The following is a 23,676-nucleotide window of genomic DNA, read 5'->3' as shown; positions in this document are numbered from 1 at the left end:
AAGTTAGTTTGTCTAGCATCTAAAAATAAAAATTGACGTTTCACGTTGTTTGTTTCGTTCAGTTTTCAAAGAACTACGTTGTCGCTCACAAGCGACTTTATCAATATAACATTTTGTTATATTTTCGTCAACAACTTTTTTTCAATAAGTTGTTTTTCGTTTGTTTTGCTTGTTACCTTTCGTGGCAACGGATATAAATATACCAGTTTAATTATTAAAATGCAATAGTTTTTCTAATAAAATTTTTAACTTAGTAAAAAAGTATAAAAACAGCACATTTCTTCTATATAAATATAATTTCTCGCACCATCAAGATCTATTATACCCACGCAACTCATACTCAAATAAAAAAAGCTTTGGAGAAATCTCCAAAGCTTAGTCTTGTTTATGACGCATAGCAGGGAATAATAATACATCACGAATAGATGGTGCATTTGTTAATAACATAACTAGACGATCAATACCGATTCCTAATCCACCCGTAGGAGGCATACCGTACTCAAGAGCTTCGATATAATCATCATCCATCATGTGAGCTTCGTCATTACCTTGCTCACGCTCTTTTAATTGAGCTTCAAAACGTTCTTTTTGATCAATTGGATCGTTTAACTCAGTGAATGCATTTGCATGTTCACGTGCAACGATAAATAACTCGAAACGATCTGTGAATCGTGGATCTTCGTCATTCTTTTTCGCAAGTGGCGAAATTTCTACCGGATGACCGTAAATAAATGTTGGTTGAATTAATTTATCTTCTACTTTTTGCTCGAAGAACTCATTAATGATATGACCAACTTCCATTGTATCCTTAATTTCTACATTATGTTCTTTTGCAAGCTCACGCGCTTCTTCTACACTCATCGGAGTCCAGAAATCCGCTCCAGAGTGTTGCTTAATTGCATCTACCATATGAAGACGTGTCCATTCTGGTTCTAGATTAATTTCATAATCACCATATTGGATCGTTGTTGTACCCAATACTTTTTTCGCAATATGAGCAACCATATTTTCTGTTAGTTTCATAATATCATTATAATCAGCGTACGCTTCATATAATTCAATCATCGTAAACTCAGGATTATGACGAGTTGATACACCCTCATTACGGAATACACGGCCGATCTCATAAACTTTTTCTAATCCGCCCACAATAAGACGTTTTAAATGAAGTTCAATTGCGATACGCATATATAATTCCATATCTAACGCATTATGATGCGTAGTGAAAGGACGAGCAGATGCTCCACCCGCAATCGCGTGCATCATAGGCGTTTCTACTTCAAGATAACCGTTGTCATCTAAATATCTTCTCATTTCACGAATGATTTTACTACGAGTAACAAATGTTTCACGACTTTCCATACTTGTAATTAAGTCTAAGTAACGTTGACGGTATCGTTGTTCAACATCTTTTAATCCATGGTATTTATCCGGTAATGGACGAAGAGATTTCGTTAAAAGCGTAAATCCTGTTGCTTTTACTGAAAGTTCTCCAACGTTTGTTTTGAACACTTTACCTTCAATACCTACTAAGTCACCTAAATCTGCTGTCGTAAATAACTCGTACTCTTCATCTCCAACAGTATCTTTACGAACGTAAATTTGAACTTGTCCGTGTAAATCTTGAATGTGTGCGAATCCAGCTTTTCCTTTACCGCGTTTTGTCATAATACGACCAGCGATAGAAACCGTGATTTCCTTCTCTTCTAATTCTTCTTTAGAGAATTCTCCATATAGACTTACTAAGTCGGTTGTTGAATTTGTGCGTTCAAATCGTTTACCGAACGGATCGATTCCTTGCTCACGTAAATTATGTAGCTTTTCACGACGAACAAGCAATTGGTCGTTTAATTCTTCGTGGTTCATGTTATCCATGATATTGATATCACTCCAGCTCTATTAATTTTTACAATATATACAGTATAGCATTTTCTACTCAACTAGAAAAACTGCCAGCAACTAACTGGCAGTTCTTCTTTCTTTCACGTAATTATAGGAAGTGTGTAGAAGAATGTCAATCTTCTCCGTCCTCCTTATTAACCAACGTAAATCGTTTGTTGTTTCGCCTCTACTTCTTCTACAAATGCACCTAATACATTCGCAAGGTCTTCACGCGTGTTGCAAGTATTGATACCATTACGCACACTCGCATTACCACGAACACCTTTTAAATACCAAGCCGCATGCTTTCTCATCTCTCTTACAGCAACATTTTCGTTCTTTAAATCGATAAGACGATCTAGATGCAACATACATACATCAATTTTCTCACGGACTGTTGGTTCCGGCATTAATTCACCTGTCTCTAAATACTTTACCGTACGATAAATCATCCATGGATCCCCAAGAGCTGCACGACCAATCATAACACCATCTACACCAATCTCATCAAGCATACGCTTCGCATCTTGCGGTGTTTCGACATCACCATTTCCGATAACCGGGATATTCACAGCTTGCTTTACTTGTTTAATGATATCCCAATCTGCTTTCCCTTCATACATTTGCACTCGCGTACGTCCGTGAACCGCCACAGCTTGTCCGCCAGCACGCTCAACAGCTCTAGCATTCTCTATTGCGAAAATATGTTCTTCATCCCAACCGATACGCATTTTAACCGTAACCGGCTTTTCAACAGCATCTACAACCGCTGCTACCATTTCGTATATCTTATTTGGATCTAGAAGCCACCTTGCCCCCGCATCACATTTAACGATTTTCGGTACTGGGCAACCCATATTAATATCAATAATGTCTGCTGTCGTATATTTATCTACGTATTTCGCAGCATCTACAAGCGTTTCTTTCTCTCCACCGAAAATTTGTAAACTTAATGGTTTTTCTCTCTCATCAATATATAACATATCTAATGTTCTTTTGTTATTCAGTAATATTGCCTTATCACTTACCATTTCAGCACAAACTAAACCTGCACCAAATTCTTTAACTGTTAAACGGAATGCAGAGTTACACACTCCCGCCATCGGTGCTAATACAACCGGATTTTTCATCTCAATATTTGCAATCTTTAACAATCAACCTACTCCTTCCTGCACAGTCACTTTGGCATTAATTCATCTATCGAAACATTTAACGCCTTAGCAACTTCTACTACAAAATCTTGAGAAGGCGATCGATTCCCTCTCTCAACTTCACCTAAAACAGATACTGATACCCCTAATTCTTTAGCAAAACCTTCTTGCGTGTAGCCTTTTAGCTTTCGAAAAGCACGAATGCGTCTTCCCCATTTTTCTGCTTCCATACCGTTACTCCCTCTCGCCTTTTCATTTCTTCTACTTGTGAACGTGAAATGTTTTGTTTTATATCTTGATTAATCTCTAACAACGGAACGATAACAAAAGCTCTTTCGAACATCCGCGGATGCGGAACAATAAGATTCTCTGCTTCAATATTCTCTTGATTATAAAGTAAAATGTCAAGGTCGATAGTCCTCGGCCCCCACCTAATTTCCCTTTTTCTTCCTAGGTCATTTTCTACTTTTTGTGTTACTTTCAATAATTCTTGCGGTGATAAATTGGTAGAAATTTTTATAACTAAATTTAAAAAACAACTTTGGTCAGTATAGCCAACTGGATCAGTTTCATACACTGACGAAACATCATCAACTTGAATATACGGACTTTTATTTAAAAACTGAATGGCTTCAGTTAAATACGTATAACGCTCTCCAATATTTGACCCTAATGCAATGTACGCTATATTATTCATGGACGTTCTCTCGTAATTTCTACTGCTACAGCGCGATAATGGCCCGGTATCGGCGGATCTGGTTTAATCACCTTAATTGTACACCGTGAAATACTTTTATATTGCTTTAATATATCTGCAGCAATATTTTCAGCGATACTCTCCACAAGCTTATACTTTCTATCCTCAACAACTTTTCTACATAATTCGAAAAGCTCTCCATAATTGACCGAATGCTCTAAGTCATCACTTTCCCCTGCACGCTTTAAATCCAACTCCACCGTTAAGTCAACTTTAAATCTCTGACCTAATCTATTCTCCTCTGGAAACACACCATGATAACCATAAAATTCCATATCATGGATATAAATTTTATCCAATTACCTTACCCCCTTACCAATCATCGCATCCATCATTTTAGCCATACGCGCCATTTCTTTCACATCATGGACACGAACAAACTCACAGCCCTTTTCAATACCAAGACAAACAGTAGCTCCCGTTCCCTCAAGGCGTTCCTCTACTGGCAAATCTAATACGTGCCCAATAAAGGACTTTCTCGAAGTACCTAAGAGAACCGGATAACCTAGCACATTTAACTGTTCTAAATTACGCATCGCCTCTAAGTTCTGCTCCGGTGTTTTAGCAAAACCGATACCTGGATCTAAAATAATATTCTCATCTCGCACACCAGCATTTTTAGCAATTTTAATACTGTCATACAAATCAGCAATCATATCCGCCATTAAATTACGATAATTCATATTATCACAGTTATGCATTAAAATGATGGGTACATCATAATGGGCTGCGACTTCAGCAATTTTCGGCTCCGCCTTCGCCCCCCAAATATCATTAATAATATGAGCACCAGCCTCAATTGCTTGCTTTGCAACTTCAGCTTTATATGTATCGATAGATATAGGTAATTTTACTTCTTTTGAAACTGCTTGAATCATCGGGACGACTCGCTTTATTTCTTCTTCTACTGATACTTTAGCAAAACCTGGGCGAGTAGATTCGCCACCAATATCAATAATATGAGCACCTTCACCTTGCATTTCTTTTGCGTGACGTACCGCAGCATCTACCTCGTTGTAACTCCCACCATCAGAAAACGAATCTGGTGTTACATTTAAAATCCCCATAATTAATGTCTTTTCATTTAAATTCAATGTATATTCGCCGCAGCGTAAATCATAATCCCACTTCAAACTACACATCTCCTCTTCGTAATTCATTTCTGCTCCATAATTTCTCTCTTTGCATTCCATAAAGGTACATTAAACTTTTTGTAACCACTCCTACTTTACCCGGGAAATCCTGCGCTTCTATACGATAAAGCGGAACAATTTCTTGAATGGAGTTTGTTACGAAGACTTCATCCGCTGAAAGTAGCTCATCTTTTGTAAAGAAACCTTCCTTTACTTCTATATTTAATTCTTCAGCACTCTTTATAATAAACGCACGAGTGATACCATTTAAAATACCTGTCTCTAACGAAGGTGTATATAAAACATCACCTTTCACAAAAAATAGATTCGAAACAATACCCTCTGCAACATAACCTGCTTCAGTAAGGAAAATACCTTCCTTGCTCACAACATTTCCAATTTCACGCTTACCTAAAATATTATTTAAATAGTGATGAGACTTCAGGCGAAATGTCCCTTCCGGTGTATTTCGCACTTGTTTTAAAATAACACCTTCTTTTTCTACTACATCTCCTGGAGCTGTTAAAGGTTTTATAAAAACAATAACCGAAGGCTCTTCGTATATTTCCGTTTGTAATCCTATTTCATCTATACCTGCCGATACATTAAAACGTACATATGCATGCTTCAATTCATTCTTAGCGAGTAAATCTTTCAAAATAAGCATCACATCATTTTTTGTCATTGTCCATTTAATTTGCAATGTATCCAGCGCCTCTATTAAACGGTCATAATGATCATCCAATAAGAAAGGATGACCATTATAAATACGAAACGTTTCAAAAACTCCAAGACCATATAAATAACCATGATCATAAGGAGAAATTCTCGCTTCACTTGCTTCTACATACTGACCATTTACGTAAATTAACATAATGTCGCACTTGGACTGTATTTACGAATGAAATTCTGCAATAACTCTTTCCCATGAGAAGTCATAATAGATTCCGGATGGAATTGCACACCCTCTATCGGCAATGTCTTATGACGAAGTGCCATAATTTCCCCTTCCTCTGTCCAAGATGTTACCTCTAAGCAATCTGGTAACGTCTCTTTCTTAACAATAAGGGAATGATAGCGCGTCGCAGTAAACGGATTAGGAATATCCGAAAAAATCGTCTTTCCATCATGATGCATAAGCGAAGTTTTCCCATGCATTAATCGCTCTGCACGAACAACCTCTCCACCAAACACTTGTGCAATAGATTGATGCCCTAAACAAACTCCAAAAATCGGAATCTTCCCCGCGAAGTATTTAATAACTTCCATACTAATCCCCGCTTCATTAGGACTACATGGACCTGGAGAAATCATTAGAAAATCTGGTTTCATATTCTCGATATCTGAAATCGTCACTTCATCGTTACGTTTAACAACGAGCTCTTGTCCAAGTTCTCCAAGAAACTGCACTAAATTAAATGTAAAAGAATCATAATTATCAATCATTAATATCATTTCTCTCACCTAACCGTTTCTTCGCTACGTTCTTTTGCACGCCATAAAGCAATCGCCTTTTTTAACGACTCTTTATATTCATTTTCCGGATTTGAATCAATTACAATTCCCGCCCCCGCTTGTACATGAGCTTTTCCATCTTTAGCAAGAAGTGTTCTAATTACAATATTCAATTCTGTATCTCCAGAATAACCAATCCAACCGATTGAACCTGTATAAATCCCTCGGCGAACAGGTTCTAATTCCTCAATAATTTCCATTGTACGTATTTTCGGGGCACCAGTAATTGTTCCACCAGGGAATACAGCCTTCACTAAATCAAAAGCATCTTTATCTTCTTCCACCTCACCACGCACATTAGAAACAATATGCATAACATGTGAGTATTTCTCAATTACCATAAATTCATCTACTTCTACAGTGCCATATTTACAAACACGCCCTAAATCATTTCTTTCTAAATCCACAAGCATTACATGCTCTGCTCTTTCTTTTTCGTTCTCAATTAATTCTCTTGCTAATTCTTCATCCTCTTGCTCATCCGCGCCTCTAGATCTCGTTCCAGCAATTGGTCTTGTACTTACTTCAGTTCCTTGTTTCTTAATTAACAACTCTGGCGATCCACTAACAATTTGAAAATCCCCAAGCTCCAGGTAACCCATATATGGAGATGGATTAATTTCACGAAGACTTGTATAAATTTCTAGTGGATGCGTTTGTAAAGTTCTTTCTTGTCTCGTCGACAAGTTTACTTGGAACACATCACCCGCCCCAATATATTCTTGAATACATTCAACTGCCTTCATAAAGCCTGTTTCTGTAAAGGCAACCGCTTCATTTTTCTTTTTAGGACGTTCAAACGGCATAGTCACTTCAGGCACTTCTGCCACCCAAAGATCCTTCCATTCATTTAAACGTTCTTCTGCTTCTGCATGCTTATCTACATAATGTGTAATAATCCACAATAGCTTTTCTTTTTGATCATAGACAAACACATCGTCAAATAATAAAAAGTATATATCGGGTATATTCAGATCATCCTCTGCAAGAGAAGGGAGTTTTTCGATATAACGGATACAATCATAACTAAAGTAGCCAATTGCACCACCTTGAAAAGGCGGGTACTCTGGATTGTAGTCTGTTTTCCATTTCTCCATATATTCTTGCATTAAATCTAATGGATTCCCTCTTTTTATTGTTTCCTTACCGCTTTCACTTATATGTAACTTTTCACCCTTCCCTTGGATTACCGCTACCGGGTTTAAACCCACTATGTTATAACGACCGCCACGTCCACTTTCCAGCAAAATATGTTGCGGCTTATCCTGAGAAAGAAATTTATATTGCTTAAAGAAATCTAACTGATATGGAATAGAAAGCGCTAAAGATTTTCTTCGTTGCATATCAACACCCCGTCTTCTTTTATCCCACCCTCTTAGATGAACCAGCTCCAACTACATAAGTTATTTATATAGAGATTGATTATACTCGAAGGCTAGTGAAAATAATTTAATTATACTACCTCTTATTTTACATGAAGTTTTCTAGTCATTCACTCTTTTCCTATTTCCAATCCAAAAAGAAAAAGCATCCTTTTTCAAGGATGCTTTTTCAATCGCATTTAATTATGATTCAAATTGATAAAGTGGTGTACTTAAATAACGTTCACCGTTACTCGGGATAATAACAAGTACCTTTTTCCCTTTACCTAACTTTTTCGCAACTTCTGTTGCTGCATAAATAACTGCGCCTGAAGAGATACCAACTAAAATACCTTCCTCTTTAGCCACTCTTCTCGCATATTCAAATGCTTGCTCTGTTTTCACTTGAATAATTTCATCATATACTTCTACATCCAACGTCTCCGGAACAAATCCCGCCCCAATTCCTTGGATTTTATGTGGACCTGGTTTCCCACCAGATAATACTGGTGAATCTGCAGGTTCTACTGCATAAATTTTAATATCTTTATACGCTTCCTTCAGCACTTCACCAGCACCAGTAATCGTTCCACCTGTACCAATACCTGCAATAAACGCATCTAATTGGTCGCCCATTTGTTCAATAATTTCTGGACCTGTTGTTAAACGGTGAATTTCTGGATTTGATTGGTTTTTGAACTGTTGTGGTATAAAGTAGCCATGCTCTTTCGCTAATTCAGTCGCTTTACGAATTGCTCCACCCATCCCTTCAGGACCTGGAGTCAATACTAATTCAGCACCGTAAGCACGTAATAAATTACGACGCTCAATACTCATTGTTTCTGGCATTACTAAAATTGCATTATATCCTTTAGCAGCCGCTACCATCGCTAAACCAATCCCTGTGTTACCACTTGTTGGCTCAATGATTGTATCGCCCTCTTTTAACAATCCCTTTTTTTCAGCATCTTCAATCATAGCTAGTGCAATACGATCTTTAACGCTACTCCCTGGATTCATAAATTCTAGTTTTAAGTATATATCTGCGCTGTCTGATTCTACGATGCGGTTCAACTTAACGATCGGCGTTTTCCCGATTAATTCTGAAACTGATTGTGCCACTCGCATTCCTGTCACTCCTAACACCGAGTATTTTTATTGGTTTTATCTATATTTAGATTTTGTCAGAAAATTCCCTGTTTGTCAATCTATTCGGAGGGTTAATCCCCTTATTACAAATTCTCAATTAAATTTGTAATATCTTCTTTAGAGAACTTGTATCGTTCATTACAGAAATGACAATGAACTTCTGTTTCTTCTTCTTCTTCACGAATTTGCTCTAACTCTGTTTTACCTAAACTAATTAACACACTCTCAATACGTTCACGTGAGCACGTACAATTAAATTGAACATCCATTGTTTCTAATACTTTTACTTTATCTTCTCCAAGGACTGCATATAGTAGCTCTTCTGGAGAAAGACCTTGTTCGATCAATGTTGATACAGGCGGGATTTTTTGCAAACGATCTTCAATGAATGAAATTGTTTCTTCCTGTGCGCCCGGCATAATTTGAAGGATAAATCCACCCGCCGCTAATACGCTGTCATCTCCATTTACAAGTACACCCACACCAACAGAAGAAGGCGTCTGCTCAGAAACTGCGAAATAATACGTGAAATCTTCCCCTAGTTCTCCCGAAACGATTGGAGATTGACCGATAAACGGCTCACGCATACCAATATCTTTAATTACTGTTACAAACCCTTCTGTACCTACCGCTTGATATACACGTAATTTCCCCTGTTCCGTTCCTTCAAAATCAACATGTGGATTCGTTACGTAGCCACGTACATCCCCATTTGCATGAGCATCTACTAAGATAGGGCCAATCGGACCATTACCTTCTACCTTAATCGTTAACTTTTGATCACCTTTTAACATCGCACCCATCATTGTACCTGCAGTTAAAGAACGACCAAGTGCCGCCGAAGCTGTCCTCCATGTATCATGACGTCTTTGTGCCTCACTTACTGTATTTGTTGTACGTACACTATACGCACGTACTTCTCCATCAAACGCTAACGCTTTTACTAAATAATCTTTCATACTTATTTATTCACCTTTCTCATGCTGTAAATTTGCATTACGCTCATATAACATATACAAGCCTTTTAACGTTAAAAATGGATCTACAATATCAATTACATTCGATTCTTCTGAAATTAATTTCGCCAATCCACCTGTTGCAATAACTTTCGGTTCTTGTTTAGCTTCTTCTTTCATACGCTTAACAATACCTTCCACTTGTCCTACATAACCATAAAGAATACCTGATTGCATCGCACTTACTGTATTCTTCCCAACAACACTGCTCGGTTTTGTAATTTCAATACGAGGAAGTTTTGCTGCCCTACTATATAAAGCCTCTGCTGAAATCATAATTCCTGGCGTAATAACTCCACCCATATAATGCTTTTCTTCATTAATATAACAATATGTAGTAGCCGTACCAAAATCAACAATAATAAGTGGACTTCCATACAATTGGATTCCCGCTACTGCATTTACAATTCGATCTGCGCCTACTTCACGTGGATTTTCATATTTAATATTTAGCCCCGTTTTTATTCCAGGCCCTACTACAAGCGGTTTAATTTTAAAATATTTTTCACACATACGTTCTAAAGCGAACATAATTGGTGGTACGACTGAAGACACAATAATACCTTTCACATCTTCAAACGAAAGACCCTCATGATCAAGTAACTGTTTTACAAGCATTCCATATTCATCTTCTGTCTTATGACGATCTGTTTCCATGCGCCAATGCTGACGAAGTTCCCCCTCTTCAAACACGCCTAGTACAGCATTTGTGTTCCCTACATCCAATACAAAAATCATATTCTCACCACTTATCTTATTTAATCTATATTTGTGTAGTATGTATAAAACTTATAAAAACATCATATCACACATACTTATATAATCAGCTTTCCTATCCTCATCATTTTACAAAAAGATTGCTCTCTATTTCAATTTTTAATACTAGTTTTACTTAAATTACTTTATCCACTAAGCCCTTAATAGTAATTAACAAAAATCTTAACAAACAAAAAAGGAGTGACGATAGTCACTCCTTCATTTCTTACTTATCTTCTTTATCTTCATCGTCTTTCTTCATATTGATGTTTACTTTCACATCATCTGAAGATGTTGGACGCTCAGGTAATCTGCCATAATCATATAAATGATTAATTTGCTCTGCGTCTAATGTTTCTACTTCAAGTAACGTTTTCGCGATAATATCAAGTTTATCTCGTTTTTCAGTAAGAATATGTTTCGCACGAGCATAACATTCTTTAATAATTGTTTGCATTTCCACATCAATTTCATGTGCGATTGCATCACTGTAGTTTTGTTCTGAATGGAAGTCTCTTCCTAAGAATACCTGACCACCTTGTGAGCTACCAAATTGCATCGGTCCAAGCTTATCACTCATACCGAATTCCGTAACCATACGTCTTGCAATACCAGTTGCACGTTGGAAATCGTTGTGAGCACCTGTACTTGCTTCACCAAATACAATCTCCTCAGCTACTCGACCACCAAGTAAACCAGTGATTTTATCAAGTAACTCTGGCTTTGTCATGAAGTAACGATCTTCCTTCGGAAGCATTACCGCATATCCACCAGCCTGACCACGAGGGACAATTGTTACTTTATGAACGACATCAGCTTCATCAAGAACAACACCAATTACAGTATGGCCTGCTTCATGGAAAGCAACGATATTACGTTCTTTTTCAGAGATAACACGACTTTTCTTAGCTGGACCTGCAATAACACGATCCGTTGCTTCATCGATATCACTCATATCAATCTTCTTCTTATCTCGACGTGCAGCTACTAAAGCAGCTTCGTTTAATAAGTTTTCAAGATCCGCACCAGAGAATCCTGGTGTACGAGTCGCAATTGCTCTTAAATTAATATGCTCATCAAGCGGTTTATTACGCGCATGTACTTTCAGTACAGCTTCACGGCCATTTACATCTGGACGATCTACTGTAATTTGACGGTCAAAACGACCTGGACGTAATAACGCTGGGTCAAGAATGTCTGGACGGTTTGTCGCAGCAATGATAATAATACCTTCGTTTGCACCGAATCCATCCATTTCAACAAGTAACTGGTTCAATGTTTGCTCACGCTCATCATGACCACCACCAAGACCTGCGCCACGTTGACGACCTACTGCATCAATTTCATCAATGAAAATGATACAAGGAGCATTTTTCTTTGCATTTTCAAATAAATCACGTACACGTGATGCACCGACACCGACAAACATCTCTACAAAGTCAGAACCACTGATAGAGAAGAATGGAACGCCAGCCTCACCTGCAACAGCACGTGCTAATAAAGTTTTACCTGTACCTGGAGGTCCAACTAATAGGACACCCTTCGGAATACGGGCACCAACTTCAGAAAACTTACGAGGGTCTTTTAAGAATTCAACTACCTCGACAAGTTCTTGTTTCTCTTCATCCGCCCCAGCAACATCTCTGAAACGAACTTTTTTCTTTTCATCATTATATAACTTCGCCTTACTTTTCCCGAAGTTCATAACACGGCTACCGCCGCCTTGAGCCTGGTTTAATAAGAAGAAGAATAAAATGAAGATGATGACAAACGGAATGATTGAAGTAAAGAATGTTACCCAAGCACTTGTTTCTTCTGCTGGTTGATACTTAACTTCGGCACCTTTCGCTTTATCATTGATTTTCTTTTGTAATTCCTCAGTATTTGGTGCATAAGTAACAAATTGTTCTCCTTGGCTAGAGTTATTGAATTGTCCTTTTACCTCAAATACACCATTTTTCGGTTGAAGTTGCACATTACGCACTTCACCGCTTTCTAGTTTAGTAATGAATTTGTCGTAGCTAACTGATGTCGTTTTTTGTGTCGAACCATTAAAATAGCTCACGATTCCAATTACTACTAAGAATATCAGTAAATAAAAGATGGTATTACGGAAGATACGATTCATTCCTAACCTCCTCTCACGGCATAAACACTATAGTAAATCGTAACATAGAAAAACTTTCCTATACAATTGTAAAGCCTGTATTTAATTAATTTGAGTAAACGCTTGGTTTTAATACGCCTACATAAGGAAGATTACGGTACTGCTCTTTATAATCTAATCCATATCCTACTACAAATTCATGTGGAACAGTAAATCCAACATAATCCGCTTTCAGATCAACCTTACGGCCTGTTGGCTTATCTAATAATGTAACAATTTTTACAGACTTCGCTTTACGATATTTGAATAAGTCTACTAAGTAGCTTAGTGTAAGACCACTATCAATAATATCTTCGACGATTAAAATATCGCGACCTTCTACAGAAGTATCAAGATCTTTTAAAATTTTCACTTCGCCTGTTGAAACTGTAGAGTGACCATAACTAGATACAGCCATAAAATCCATTTCAAGATATGTATCTGTTCTCTTTAATAAATCTGCCATAAATGGCATTGCGCCTTTTAATACACCAATTGCAAGAGGTACTGTGTTTTTATAATCCTCTGCAATAACTGCACCTAGTTCGCGCACCTTTTCTTGTATTTGTTCTTCAGAAATTAATACTTTTTCGATATCTTGATTCATCATTTCATTATCCTCCCGGAAGACTCCTTGCTTTTGTAGTGAATAATCATATATTTACCCTTCTTTGCCATCTCTTTCGAAATTGCAAATGCAGATCGCTTCAACAAGGGTACCCAAATAATGTTCCCACTTGCATCACAAACGACCGGCCATTCTTCTCTTTTTTCTTTTGGTACTTTCGCTTCGATAAAAATAGCTTTTATCTTTTTCGTGCCATCCATACCTTGTATTGACATGCGATCTCCATTTTCCCTAGAACGAATACGAAGTGGATATGATATATCATTATACTTAGCAACAAATACTGTTTCATTCATGTTACTTGGTATATCTTCGCTCACCTCTGTTACAAATTCATCCCCGTTCAATAGTGTAATGGTCCCGGGTACTGATAAATCTTGCAAAAAAGGAGAGACAATTTCTTGTTTAAATCTAAAGCTACACTCCTCGTATGTGCGAACAATTTTCAAATCACCTGGAAAATCAAGTGAACCTGAAGGTTGTGTCCGCTTAAAAAACTCAATCACCTTGTCAATATGTATAGAAGAAAGAGAAGATGGAATCTTATATTCATAAAGATAGTTTAATATTAGTTGAATCCCTCTTCTTTGTAAAGGCATAGACATGGATTCAAAGGCAGGAATTGATAAGCTAATTTGTTTATCACTTTTTTTTGTAATTACTTTATTCATTTTCTCAAAAGCTAATTCCTGCAAATAAGCCTCATCCTCTTGCATCTGCACGCTAAATTTTTGGAATTTCTCATGCATTTGTGGATTTTCTTCTTTTAAGTGAGGAAGGACATATTTACGTAATCGATTCCTTGTATATACTTCCTTTTTATTACTCGGATCTATACGTGGAATTAAATTTAGCTTATTACAGTAATCAACAATTTCTTCCTTCGTTACCCCAAGTAACGGCCTAATTAAATATCCATTATGAAAAGGACGCTTCACTGCAATTCCTGCATATCCTTTCGGAGTACTCCCTCTTACAAGACGCATTAAAATTGTCTCGACTTGATCATCTCCATGATGTCCAAGAGCAACATATCTTGCATCATATTTCTTCATTATTCTTTCCAAAAATGCATATCTGCATTCTCTAGCAGCAACCTGTGCATTCATTCCGTATTGCTGTTGATATTGTGATACATTAATCCTTATCGTTTCACAAATAATTCCTAGTTCTTCACAAAGGTCCTGCACAAACTGTAAATCCTCATGAGATTCATCACCTCTAAACATATGATCTACATGAGCTACTACAATTTCCAACTGTTTTTCCGCTCTTTTTTCTAATAAATAATATAAAAGGGCTAACGAGTCAGGACCACCAGAAACTCCCACAACAATTGTTGAATCATTCTTTAATACATCATGCTGCTTTACAAAGTCATCTACTTTTTCAACAAATGTATCTTTCAACTTCGCAATCACCTTTCATTAAACAAGAACAGCAACGTTAGTTACCTTGTCTATAATGGTACAACTTTTACAAACATTGTGCAAAAAAAAGATATACAAAAATTACATTTTTATCTTACATCCTCCGTGTATATTCATAAAATCAATAACATTACCTTTTCCCACAAAAAAACCTAGGTATTCACCTAGGTTTTTAAAATCAAATTATAGATAAACATTCCACTTATATTTTACTGCGCCTGCATTCCTACAATCGGAATCGTAGCCCACTTCGGCATATTTTTCTTCACTTTTGCCACCACAATAGTCATATCATCATTTATATAACCATCACAAGAGCGAATCACTTCTTCCATAATGATATCAGCAATTTCTTGCGGGTCTTCGGTTTGCAATTCTTTAATTTTCCGCTTCATCCATAATTCATGATTCTCTACATGCTGCGCGCCCTCAAAAATCCCATCGCTCATCATAATAAGGATATCGCCCGTTTTTAATTGTTCACCCACCACATCAACTTCAACATCTTCGATGATTCCCATCGGCAAATTACTTGCTTCAATTTTCAAAATATTATTCGCGCGTTTAACAAAACTCGGGGTTGATCCAATCTTTAAAAACCTAGCACTCGCATCCCGCAAATCTACCATAGCTAAATCTAATGTTGTAAACATCTCTTCTGTCGTTCTCAAAGAAAGAATTGAATTGATAGACTTAATAGCTATTTCTTCATCAATACCCGATTGGAGTATTTTTTGTAATAATTTCACCGTTTCCTTACTTTCCATATGAGCTCTTTGCCCATTACCCATACCATCACTAATCGCAAGTGCGTATTTACCAACACTTAAATCCATCATCGCATAAGAGTCACCCGAAACAAACCCACCGCCTTTTGCGGCTGTAGCCAATCCTGTATCAAGAGAATACGTCTTCGCCGAACCAAATGATATTAAACTGTGGCCATTCGGATAAGAAGACTTTTCTTCATGTTTAACGACAATATTTTCTTTAAGGATATCCGAAAGCATTGGTGCAACTAACTTTTCACATTCACCATGTTCATTAGATGCAACTGGAATCAACATTTCAATATCAATACTTCCTCTATCTAAACAATAAATATCAACATGCTCTACTTCGACACCAAAATCACGGAACGCTTGCATAATCTGCTCTTCCTGCACTTGATGATTTTCACGCTCTCGTTGTATCTCCTTAGCAAAATCTTCCATAACCTTTGATACACCTAATAGTTGCTCCGCTACTATTCTACGATTTTCCTTCATTTGTTTTCGCAATTTTTGCCCCTCATAGAAGTGATCTAATTCACCCGCTACTAAATCCGTCACTTTTTTCCCTCTCACACAATGCTTATCCCACTCACGAACTAATTTACGATTATGTTGCAGGGTTCCTTCTTCCGTTTCATTCATTATTTGTTTCATATAATCGTACGTTTTATCGAAATTCACTACCCAGCATTGATCCTTTTTAAAGCACGTTTGACATGTTTTCGCAGTAATTGTACTCAAAAACAAATCTGCTTCTGTCTCTTTATCTTCTTCCTCTACATACCCATATACAGAAAAACTATTAGATAAAGCAGCAAATACATTTGCGAATTGGTTGATTTTGTTCGCTGTAACATCACGCATCCTTCTTAAATATTGTTGTTGATCTTGCGAATGCTCTTGTGTACCTGGCATAAATTTAGCAATACGATCCAAAACAAGCTTTGGCGTTAATAAGAAGATAGCAATCGCTACACCTGACTCAATTAAAGTTGTTACAATATTTGTCTGCTTGTCTACATATAATGTAATTAAGCTTGTCCCTATTAATAAACCTAAACTAACACCTAAACGCTTCCCTTCTTTTAACAAACCACCAAGTAATCCAGAAAAAGCGAGAAGGCTAAGCTGAGACAAACTAGACACATTTGCTAAACTTAATATCAATCCTGTTACGACCCCCACTGTAGATCCTGTAGCAGCACCCGCAATAAATGCAAATACTAGTACTAAATACCTTGTAAAAATATGTTGAATAGAAGCATCATATACAAACCAATCTGTTGTACCCGTTAAAACAGATGCTAGTAATATAATCAAACAAACAATTTCTTCCGTCTCTAACGCCTGTTGCTTTCCTTTCCTTTCCACTAAAAGCGGGACACTTTGTAAAAATATCATAGTTAATACGAAACTAAGCCCAGCCTCAATGGTACTAACGAGTAAATCGTACATGGTGACAGTTTGTTGCGCAAAATATACAACAACTAAGTGTGCGGTTAATGCGGAGATAAATACTTGAAATGGAACAAGTCCAACGGTTTTACGTGTAAATCTACTAAAGAAGATATTATAAATGAAGAAAGTAAAGATAGATGCAAAAGTAAAAAACAAATTATCTATCGAGACTGAAAGAGCTCCTCCCATTAGAGCTAAAAATGCTAGCGGCATCTTATCCCGCTTCATAACATAAACAGCAGCAAAAAACGGTAGTGCAAACGGTAAAATATTTGTTAATATATATGCTCTTCCCAAAAGAAAACCAATAACAACAATAATAAATCCCCATCTAAAGAAAACTTGTTCGAATTTCATTCGCAACTTACTCGTCCACTTTATTCCTCCAAGCTGACTCTCATTCATTGCCAATGCACTTGTATTCATAGTATTCCTTCCTGCTTTAGGCATATTTTTAACACCACCTGCATAGTTTAATTACTGTCATTATAAAAGATGATTGTTGGGATTTTTGTCAAAACAACAGTTTTCACTTTTATAATCGTTCGACTTTTTATTCGAAATAACTCTACAGATATACACGGTATGTAAGTTATCCTTGATTTTTTGATTAAATATTCAGAAAATATAGGGTGATTTTGTAGAAGTGTTGTATGTCTTAATCCATTTAACAAAAAAAGATCATGCAAATTTGCATGATCTTTTTAGATGACCCGTACGGGATTCGAACCCGTGTTACCGCCGTGAAAGGGCGGTGTCTTAACCACTTGACCAACGGGCCGTTAAAATAAATATAGCGGCGGAGGGGATCGAACCCCCGACCTCACGGGTATGAACCGTACGCTCTAGCCAGCTGAGCTACACCGCCATGTCGTCGTATTTAACGGACAATTAGTATCTTACATCAGATATTATTTAAAGTCAACACATCTTGAAAACTTTTTTAAAATATATTTTCACATATAAAAAAGCACCCTGAGCCATCACTCTGGGTACCTCTCTATATGTTAAAAACTAAACGGCCTTATTATCCGCGACGTGCGCCACGGCCACCACGTTTAGACTCTGTGTTACGCTTTAAAGAAGTTAAACGATCTTCGCTATCCTTTAAGAAGCGTGCCATCTTTTGCTCAAATGTTTCTTTTGGAGCTCGGTCGTTACCGCCACCACGATTATCTCTGTTGAAAGAGCGATTATTACGTTGTGGACGTCCAGAACGTTGTTGATCGCCACCGCGTTGGTATTCACCACGTGGACGATCTCCTTCTGTTTTTTCACGTTCTTTCGCTTTTTTGATAGATAAACCAATCTTTCCATCTTTTTCAACATTAATAACTTTTACTTCTACTTGGTCGCCCACTTTTAAGTGATCGTTAATATCTTTTACATAGTTATCAGCAACTTCACTAATATGAACAAGACCAGTTAAGCCTTCTGGCAGCTCCACAAAAGCCCCAAAATTTGTAATACCTGTTACTTTACCCTGTAACTTGCTGCCTACCTCGATTGACATAAAAAAAATGCTCCTCCTTAGTGGTTAAAAAGTCAAATTTTACTTTATTATATATAATCCTAAAATATAGTGTCAATAAGACATACTCTACTTCGAAACAGGAAAAATTATCTCCCCTTTACCAGAGAAGAAATAATCCCTTCTAGCAATCTTTAATACGTACTCTTCATCATTTAACTTTTGAACTTCGTCTTTTAGACTTTTTTCTTTATTCGTTAATGAATCCAGTTCTTTTTTCATGTCCTTAACTTTTGCTTCTTTTGCTTTAATGGAACTGTTTTGTTGATAAAACGTTACACTAATACTCGCAATAATTGTAAAAGTAAAGACAAGAAAAACCGCTAAACGGCGATAAAGTCGCTTCCTGTTCTCATCCGTTTGTATTATATGCTCTTTAACAGGATTTGGACTCTGTTTTTCGATTGTTCTTTGTCTCAGTTCCCTCATTTCCGAGGTCCCCCTAACTTCTTTTTTATACGCTCCCATATTTGGAAGATATGTCCCTTCAATTTTGCTATATATTGCAGGAACCCTATATGTTTCACTATAAAAAGTTTAACACGATTAGGGAGAAGTTTCCATATGAGCGAAGCAATAAATCGAACAGGCCAGAAAAAAACTTTCCATATGAAAAGTAATATCCAAATCACAATTTTCCATAACACATGTCCAATTGAAAGCAGTATACGAAATAAGAATAATATAAATGCAATAAATAGCTGCGCTATAATAATAACAGGTTTTATCATGAGTAGCTGTATAATTCGAACAAAAAAATATGTTGTTTGCATAAAAATATAGATGAGAAAATTTAACAGCTTCATGTATAGTGCTTTCAGTAAGCTTTGATATGCCGCAAAACCACATAACAATGCCAAAAACACATATATACGTAGTTCAGCTTCATTTACGAGAAGCAATACATAAAAGACGAATAATGCTTGGACAATCCAAAATAATATATCTTGTATAAATACAAGCCAACGTTTACGTTCTTGGCGCTTTAAAAAACGTTGATATGTATCTAAAGACGCTCCAATCCAAGCACCCATTCCAATCATTGAAAGCATTGTATACAACTGAATTGTTAGACTCATTTAAACAACTTACTAAAGAAACCTTTAGTTTTTTCCCCTTGATTTTCATCAATATACAGCATCTCATTAACTTTCCCTTTAATCGACACAATACCTTTTTCTACATCTAAATTTTTCATTTGTAAATTTTGACCACGAATCGTTAAAAAACCCATTACGGTCTCTAGCAAAAACTCTTCGCTATCAAAACTCTCTACCTGCTTCACACCGGTAATATCAATTATACGCCTGCCACGCATAATAATGTCATGTTCTACAGAAACATTTTGTTGATTAGAAGACGTAGGTGAGTAACCATTATTCACGTAAATCCCCCCATAGGTTTTTACTAGCTAATAGTAATGTATGAGGGGATACATGATTTTAGAACAAGCCTTCTTCCGCTTTTACTTTTTCTTCACGAACTAAGCTATACATATTTGCTGCATCTTCTTTTTTAGTTGTTTCTTTCAATTCATTTATTTTTACAGTCACTATTTTTTGACCAAAACGAATTGTTAATTCATCAGCTACTTTCACATCAGAACTCGCTTTTGCCACTTGACCATTAATAGATATTCTTCCTTGATCAGCTACTTCTTTCGCTAATGTTCTTCTTTTAATTAAACGTGACACTTTTAAAAACTTATCTAGACGCATATCAAATCCCCCTATTAACGCTCTGTTTGTTTCGCTTCTTCCCATAAAACATCTAACTGTTCTAATGATAAATCTTCCATCTCTTTATTCATTTCAGCTACTTTTGCCTCCATGTATAAAAAACGACCAGTAAATTTCTCATTAGTTGAACGTAACGCCTCTTCTGGATCTATTTTGTAATGACGGGCTATATTAACAAATGCAAATAGTAAATCACCAAACTCACCTAGCATCTTTTCCTCATCCATGTTTGTAACTTCTTGTTGGAACTCTTGCCATTCTTCCAAAGCTTTCTCTATCATCGGCTGCACATCAACCCAATCAAATCCAACCTTACCAGCTTTCTTCTGAATTTCAAAGGCGCGTAGTAACTGCGGCAAACTTTTAGGAACGCCATTTAAAACAGATTCTTTCACGAATCCTTTTTCTTGTTTTTTAATTTCTTCCCAATTGGCAATCACTTCATCAGCATTGTTTACATCCGTATTTCCAAATACATGTGGATGACGACGAACCATTTTTTCAGATAGAGTTCGAATGATATCATCTATAGAGAACCAACCTTCATCTTCTCCGATTTGAGCATGAAGCATAACTTGTAATAATATATCACCTAATTCTTCTACTAAGTGATCATCATCCTCTTCATCAATTGCTTCCAACACCTCATAAGCTTCCTCAATTAAATATTTCTTTAATGATTGATGCGTTTGCTTTTTATCCCACGGACAACCATTTGGACCACGCAGGTCTGCAATAATTTCTCTAAGAACATCAAACTGTTGATACAAGGACGCACGCTCCTGAACAGGTGGCACGTACACACTTGTTAAATTATTCAATTCCGTTTCATGATCTAACATGTACAACGGTACCTTCTTTACTTGTTCAAATGAAGTTCCTGCAGCTGTTACGATATACACTTCATAATCATCTGGCAACATCTCCATTAATGTTAATTTCACATCAGATGCAACGAATGCATCATATACTTGGCAAAAGATTAAATGTTGACGTAATTCTAATTGCCCTCTTTCAAATGATGTAGCATCAAGTAATTGAAATCCTTCAATCGGATCAATTTTTAGGCTTGCAAACATAGGATCAAGGAAACTTTGTCCACCCTCAATTCGCACTTCAACATTTGAAACGTCTCCTTTTTCCAACAATAGCTGAACTGTTCTTTCTGCTACAAGTGGATGCCCCGGAACCGCATAGATAATTTCTGTACCTTCAGCTTGTTCTAGCAATTTATTCGCAATTGTTTCATATACAATTTCAAACGTATCATGTGCTTCATATACAGCATCAAAAGCCGTATATTGTATGCCTTCTTTCTCCAATTCTTCTATAACTGGATGTTCCTTCGTTCTAACAAACAGATGATCTGCTTCTTTTATTTTTCGATATACACCCATCGTTAGCTGATCTAATTCACCAGCACCTAAACCTAAAACAGTAATGATTCCACTCACAACCTGTCACCTCTATCCACTCTTCTTCAATGAACCTTCTTTTTTCTCTTGTTTCATAACAGTTCCTAATTCTTTTTTTGTAAATACACGTAATTTTAAAATAAAAAACATATATGTCAATCCGCCGATGGCTACACCTAACAACGCTTCAAGCGTCGCGCTCGCTCTATGTTCCGTATCAATTACTAATCCAGACATCTGCAACACACGCGTGAACATCATTAATACAAACCCCATACAGATACCACTAATTACTACACCTAACATATTTCGCTTATTGATAAGTGACCCTGATACAGCTCTCATAAGCAACAAACTATTTAGTCCAGAAATTATGATTAACGCACATAAAGTCGCTAAGGCTGCCCCTTTCACACCAAAATAAGGCATGAATATATAATTTAACGCTAACTTTAAGCAACCTCCAAATACAACAAATAATGCTGGCTTAAATGTTTGTCCCAACCCTTGTAAAATAGAAGCCGTCGTAATTGACAATGAACTAAATAAAATAGATAAAGATAAAATAGATAAAACATCTGATCCATCACTATTTTCAAACAACATAATATTCGTAGGTTGAATAATACAAGTTAGTCCAATAGCTGCTGCAAATCCAATAACAAATGTTATTTTCATTGCTAACTTTACCTTTTCTTGAATAAAGGAAAGATCTCCTCTTTCTTTCGCCGCTGTAATAATTGGAATAAGTGATAACGAGAAAGAAGTCGTCACAACAGTACCTAATTGCATTAGCGGAATACTTCTATCATAAACACCCTTTAATACTTTTGCACTTTCAGTCTGTTCTCCCGCACCAATAAGTAAAGTGTACAAGGACATTGAATCAGCCATCTGTATAAAAATAAGCACTAAATTACTAACACAAATCGCTAACCCCTGCCAAAAAAGGATTTTAATTATCTTCCTTTTACCCTTAATTCTCGCTACACGTTTAAAAAATATGGAACGAAAATCTCGACGCATATACAACATAAGTACAATAATCCCAATAAGTCCACCCGCAATTGAGCCTAACATAGCCCCTGCACCAACTGTATATAAATCAAATCTGTGAGCAATTAGGAATAGCGATAAAAATACAATAATAGAAACTCGAATTGTTTGTTCTATTACTTGCGAAACAGCCGTTGGCATCATATTATTGAACCCTTGAAAATACCCTCTTGCTACAGACAAAAACGGCATCAATAAGAACGAAAATGAAATAACACGTAGCAACTTATCTAAGTGCATATCGCCCATAGCTATCGCGATTGTTTTGGCCCCAAAAAACAATGTAAAGAAACCTATAAAACCAATTCCTAATAAAAACCAAAAAGATACACAAATAATTTCTTCTGCTTCTCTCTGTTTTCCCCACTCTAGTCGTTCTGCAACCATTTTTGAAATGATAACAGGAAACCCATAAGTAGCTAAAATTAAACAAAATCCATAAAACGGGTAAATTTGTTGGTAAATATAAAAACCAATATCCCCTGCTATATTTTGATATGGAATACGGTAAAAAGCGCTTAATACTTTTGTAACAAAACTTGCAATCGTTAATATAATAGCCCCACGCCAAAAGGCTTGATACTTCTTCGCTTCCATACAAGAAAACTCCTTTTTCTATTCTCACCTCTCGTATTATATCATAAAGAAAAGTACAAAATCCCTTACCACCACGGGTAATACTAGGTCCCTACACGTTAAAAATATTCAACGAAAAAAGGTAGCAAAGCGCTACCTTCATTCAATATACATATATCTCCAAATAATTGATTTCTCAAAAAGA

The 23,676-nt window shown here is 36.5% G+C and carries 23 protein-coding genes and 2 tRNA genes; all 25 read right to left on the bottom strand.

What is annotated here, in order from left to right; translation table 11 throughout:
- Nucleotides 1-375: 375 nt before the first annotated feature.
- On the bottom strand, nt 376-1,875 hold the full coding sequence (gene lysS / locus ACQRBL_RS00350; protein ID WP_000369686.1) for a lysine--tRNA ligase: 1,500 nt from the start codon (nt 1,873-1,875) through the stop codon (nt 376-378).
- 161 nt (nt 1,876-2,036) lie between these two features.
- Nucleotides 2,037-3,035, bottom strand: a complete 999-nt coding sequence (dusB, locus tag ACQRBL_RS00345; RefSeq protein ID WP_000912249.1) for a tRNA dihydrouridine synthase DusB — start codon at nt 3,033-3,035, stop codon at nt 2,037-2,039.
- A gap of 23 nt (nt 3,036-3,058) precedes the next feature.
- Entirely contained in the window at nt 3,059-3,262 is a 204-nt protein-coding gene (locus ACQRBL_RS00340) for a helix-turn-helix domain-containing protein (protein ID WP_000387030.1), read from the bottom strand.
- Nucleotides 3,214-3,729: a 2-amino-4-hydroxy-6-hydroxymethyldihydropteridine diphosphokinase gene (folK, locus tag ACQRBL_RS00335; RefSeq protein ID WP_001059456.1), complete on the bottom strand. Its 516-nt coding sequence runs from the start codon at nt 3,727-3,729 to the stop codon at nt 3,214-3,216. Before folK ends, ACQRBL_RS00340 begins: the two co-directional genes overlap by 49 nt.
- Complete coding sequence (folB, locus tag ACQRBL_RS00330; RefSeq protein WP_000358070.1) at nt 3,726-4,088, bottom strand: dihydroneopterin aldolase; 363 nt, start codon at nt 4,086-4,088, stop codon at nt 3,726-3,728. Before folB ends, folK begins: the two co-directional genes overlap by 4 nt.
- Nucleotides 4,089-4,949, bottom strand: coding sequence for a dihydropteroate synthase (gene folP, locus ACQRBL_RS00325; RefSeq protein WP_411996468.1), 861 nt, complete (start codon nt 4,947-4,949; stop codon nt 4,089-4,091).
- Nucleotides 4,924-5,796, bottom strand: coding sequence for an aminodeoxychorismate lyase (pabC, locus tag ACQRBL_RS00320; protein ID WP_016513295.1), 873 nt, complete (start codon nt 5,794-5,796; stop codon nt 4,924-4,926). Before pabC ends, folP begins: the two co-directional genes overlap by 26 nt.
- A complete protein-coding gene (gene pabA, locus ACQRBL_RS00315) occupies nt 5,790-6,377 on the bottom strand; it encodes an aminodeoxychorismate/anthranilate synthase component II (protein ID WP_000602297.1) in 588 nt (195 codons plus the stop codon). Before pabA ends, pabC begins: the two co-directional genes overlap by 7 nt.
- A 5-nt stretch (nt 6,378-6,382) precedes the next feature.
- Nucleotides 6,383-7,780 carry an aminodeoxychorismate synthase component I gene (gene pabB, locus ACQRBL_RS00310; RefSeq protein ID WP_016513294.1) on the bottom strand — a complete coding sequence of 466 codons (1,398 nt, stop codon included), beginning with the start codon at nt 7,778-7,780 and terminating at the stop codon, nt 6,383-6,385.
- Between the two features lie 222 nt (nt 7,781-8,002).
- Nucleotides 8,003-8,926 carry a cysteine synthase A gene (cysK, locus tag ACQRBL_RS00305; RefSeq protein WP_001261712.1) on the bottom strand — a complete coding sequence of 308 codons (924 nt, stop codon included), beginning with the start codon at nt 8,924-8,926 and terminating at the stop codon, nt 8,003-8,005.
- A 104-nt stretch (nt 8,927-9,030) separates the two neighbouring features.
- Nucleotides 9,031-9,906, bottom strand: a complete 876-nt coding sequence (hslO, locus tag ACQRBL_RS00300) for a redox-regulated molecular chaperone HslO (RefSeq protein ID WP_000656367.1) — start codon at nt 9,904-9,906, stop codon at nt 9,031-9,033.
- Nucleotides 9,907-9,912: 6 nt separating this feature from the next.
- Nucleotides 9,913-10,701 (bottom strand): type III pantothenate kinase, encoded by a 789-nt coding sequence (locus ACQRBL_RS00295; protein WP_000578365.1) that lies wholly within the window; start codon nt 10,699-10,701, stop codon nt 9,913-9,915.
- 244 nt (nt 10,702-10,945) lie between these two features.
- The gene (ftsH, locus tag ACQRBL_RS00290; RefSeq protein ID WP_001079669.1) at nt 10,946-12,847 is read right to left on the bottom strand and encodes an ATP-dependent zinc metalloprotease FtsH; all 1,902 of its coding nucleotides are present in this window, start codon (nt 12,845-12,847) and stop codon (nt 10,946-10,948) included.
- A gap of 85 nt (nt 12,848-12,932) precedes the next feature.
- Nucleotides 12,933-13,475 carry a hypoxanthine phosphoribosyltransferase gene (gene hpt / locus ACQRBL_RS00285; protein WP_000981846.1) on the bottom strand — a complete coding sequence of 181 codons (543 nt, stop codon included), beginning with the start codon at nt 13,473-13,475 and terminating at the stop codon, nt 12,933-12,935.
- Nucleotides 13,472-14,902: a tRNA lysidine(34) synthetase TilS gene (tilS, locus tag ACQRBL_RS00280; protein WP_000655457.1), complete on the bottom strand. Its 1,431-nt coding sequence runs from the start codon at nt 14,900-14,902 to the stop codon at nt 13,472-13,474. The genes hpt and tilS overlap by 4 nt, the downstream gene beginning before the upstream one ends.
- A 230-nt stretch (nt 14,903-15,132) precedes the next feature.
- A complete protein-coding gene (spoIIE, locus tag ACQRBL_RS00275) occupies nt 15,133-17,604 on the bottom strand; it encodes a stage II sporulation protein E (RefSeq protein ID WP_001123550.1) in 2,472 nt (823 codons plus the stop codon).
- A 259-nt stretch (nt 17,605-17,863) separates the two neighbouring features.
- Nucleotides 17,864-17,935, bottom strand: a tRNA-Glu gene (locus tag ACQRBL_RS00270).
- Between the two features lie 13 nt (nt 17,936-17,948).
- A tRNA-Met gene (locus ACQRBL_RS00265) sits at nt 17,949-18,022 on the bottom strand.
- A gap of 159 nt (nt 18,023-18,181) precedes the next feature.
- Nucleotides 18,182-18,667 (bottom strand): S1 domain-containing RNA-binding protein, encoded by a 486-nt coding sequence (locus ACQRBL_RS00260; protein ID WP_000021451.1) that lies wholly within the window; start codon nt 18,665-18,667, stop codon nt 18,182-18,184.
- 87 nt (nt 18,668-18,754) lie between these two features.
- The gene (gene divIC / locus ACQRBL_RS00255) at nt 18,755-19,114 is read right to left on the bottom strand and encodes a cell division protein DivIC (protein ID WP_001208739.1); all 360 of its coding nucleotides are present in this window, start codon (nt 19,112-19,114) and stop codon (nt 18,755-18,757) included.
- Nucleotides 19,111-19,764, bottom strand: coding sequence for a spore cortex biosynthesis protein YabQ (gene yabQ / locus ACQRBL_RS00250; RefSeq protein WP_000059781.1), 654 nt, complete (start codon nt 19,762-19,764; stop codon nt 19,111-19,113). The genes divIC and yabQ overlap by 4 nt, the downstream gene beginning before the upstream one ends.
- Nucleotides 19,761-20,069 carry a sporulation protein YabP gene (gene yabP / locus ACQRBL_RS00245; RefSeq protein WP_001059104.1) on the bottom strand — a complete coding sequence of 103 codons (309 nt, stop codon included), beginning with the start codon at nt 20,067-20,069 and terminating at the stop codon, nt 19,761-19,763. The genes yabQ and yabP overlap by 4 nt, the downstream gene beginning before the upstream one ends.
- 58 nt (nt 20,070-20,127) lie before the next feature.
- Complete coding sequence (locus ACQRBL_RS00240) at nt 20,128-20,403, bottom strand: RNA-binding S4 domain-containing protein (protein ID WP_001234876.1); 276 nt, start codon at nt 20,401-20,403, stop codon at nt 20,128-20,130.
- A 14-nt stretch (nt 20,404-20,417) separates the two neighbouring features.
- The gene (gene mazG, locus ACQRBL_RS00235) at nt 20,418-21,878 is read right to left on the bottom strand and encodes a nucleoside triphosphate pyrophosphohydrolase (RefSeq protein WP_000014278.1); all 1,461 of its coding nucleotides are present in this window, start codon (nt 21,876-21,878) and stop codon (nt 20,418-20,420) included.
- 12 nt (nt 21,879-21,890) lie between these two features.
- Nucleotides 21,891-23,492 (bottom strand): putative polysaccharide biosynthesis protein, encoded by a 1,602-nt coding sequence (locus ACQRBL_RS00230; RefSeq protein ID WP_411996469.1) that lies wholly within the window; start codon nt 23,490-23,492, stop codon nt 21,891-21,893.
- Nucleotides 23,493-23,676 lie beyond the last annotated feature (184 nt).

Source organism: Bacillus sp. AF62, assembly GCF_050312695.1.
Lineage (GTDB): Bacteria > Bacillota > Bacilli > Bacillales > Bacillaceae_G > Bacillus_A > Bacillus_A cereus.
This window is presented reverse-complemented; position numbering and strand designations above follow the sequence as displayed.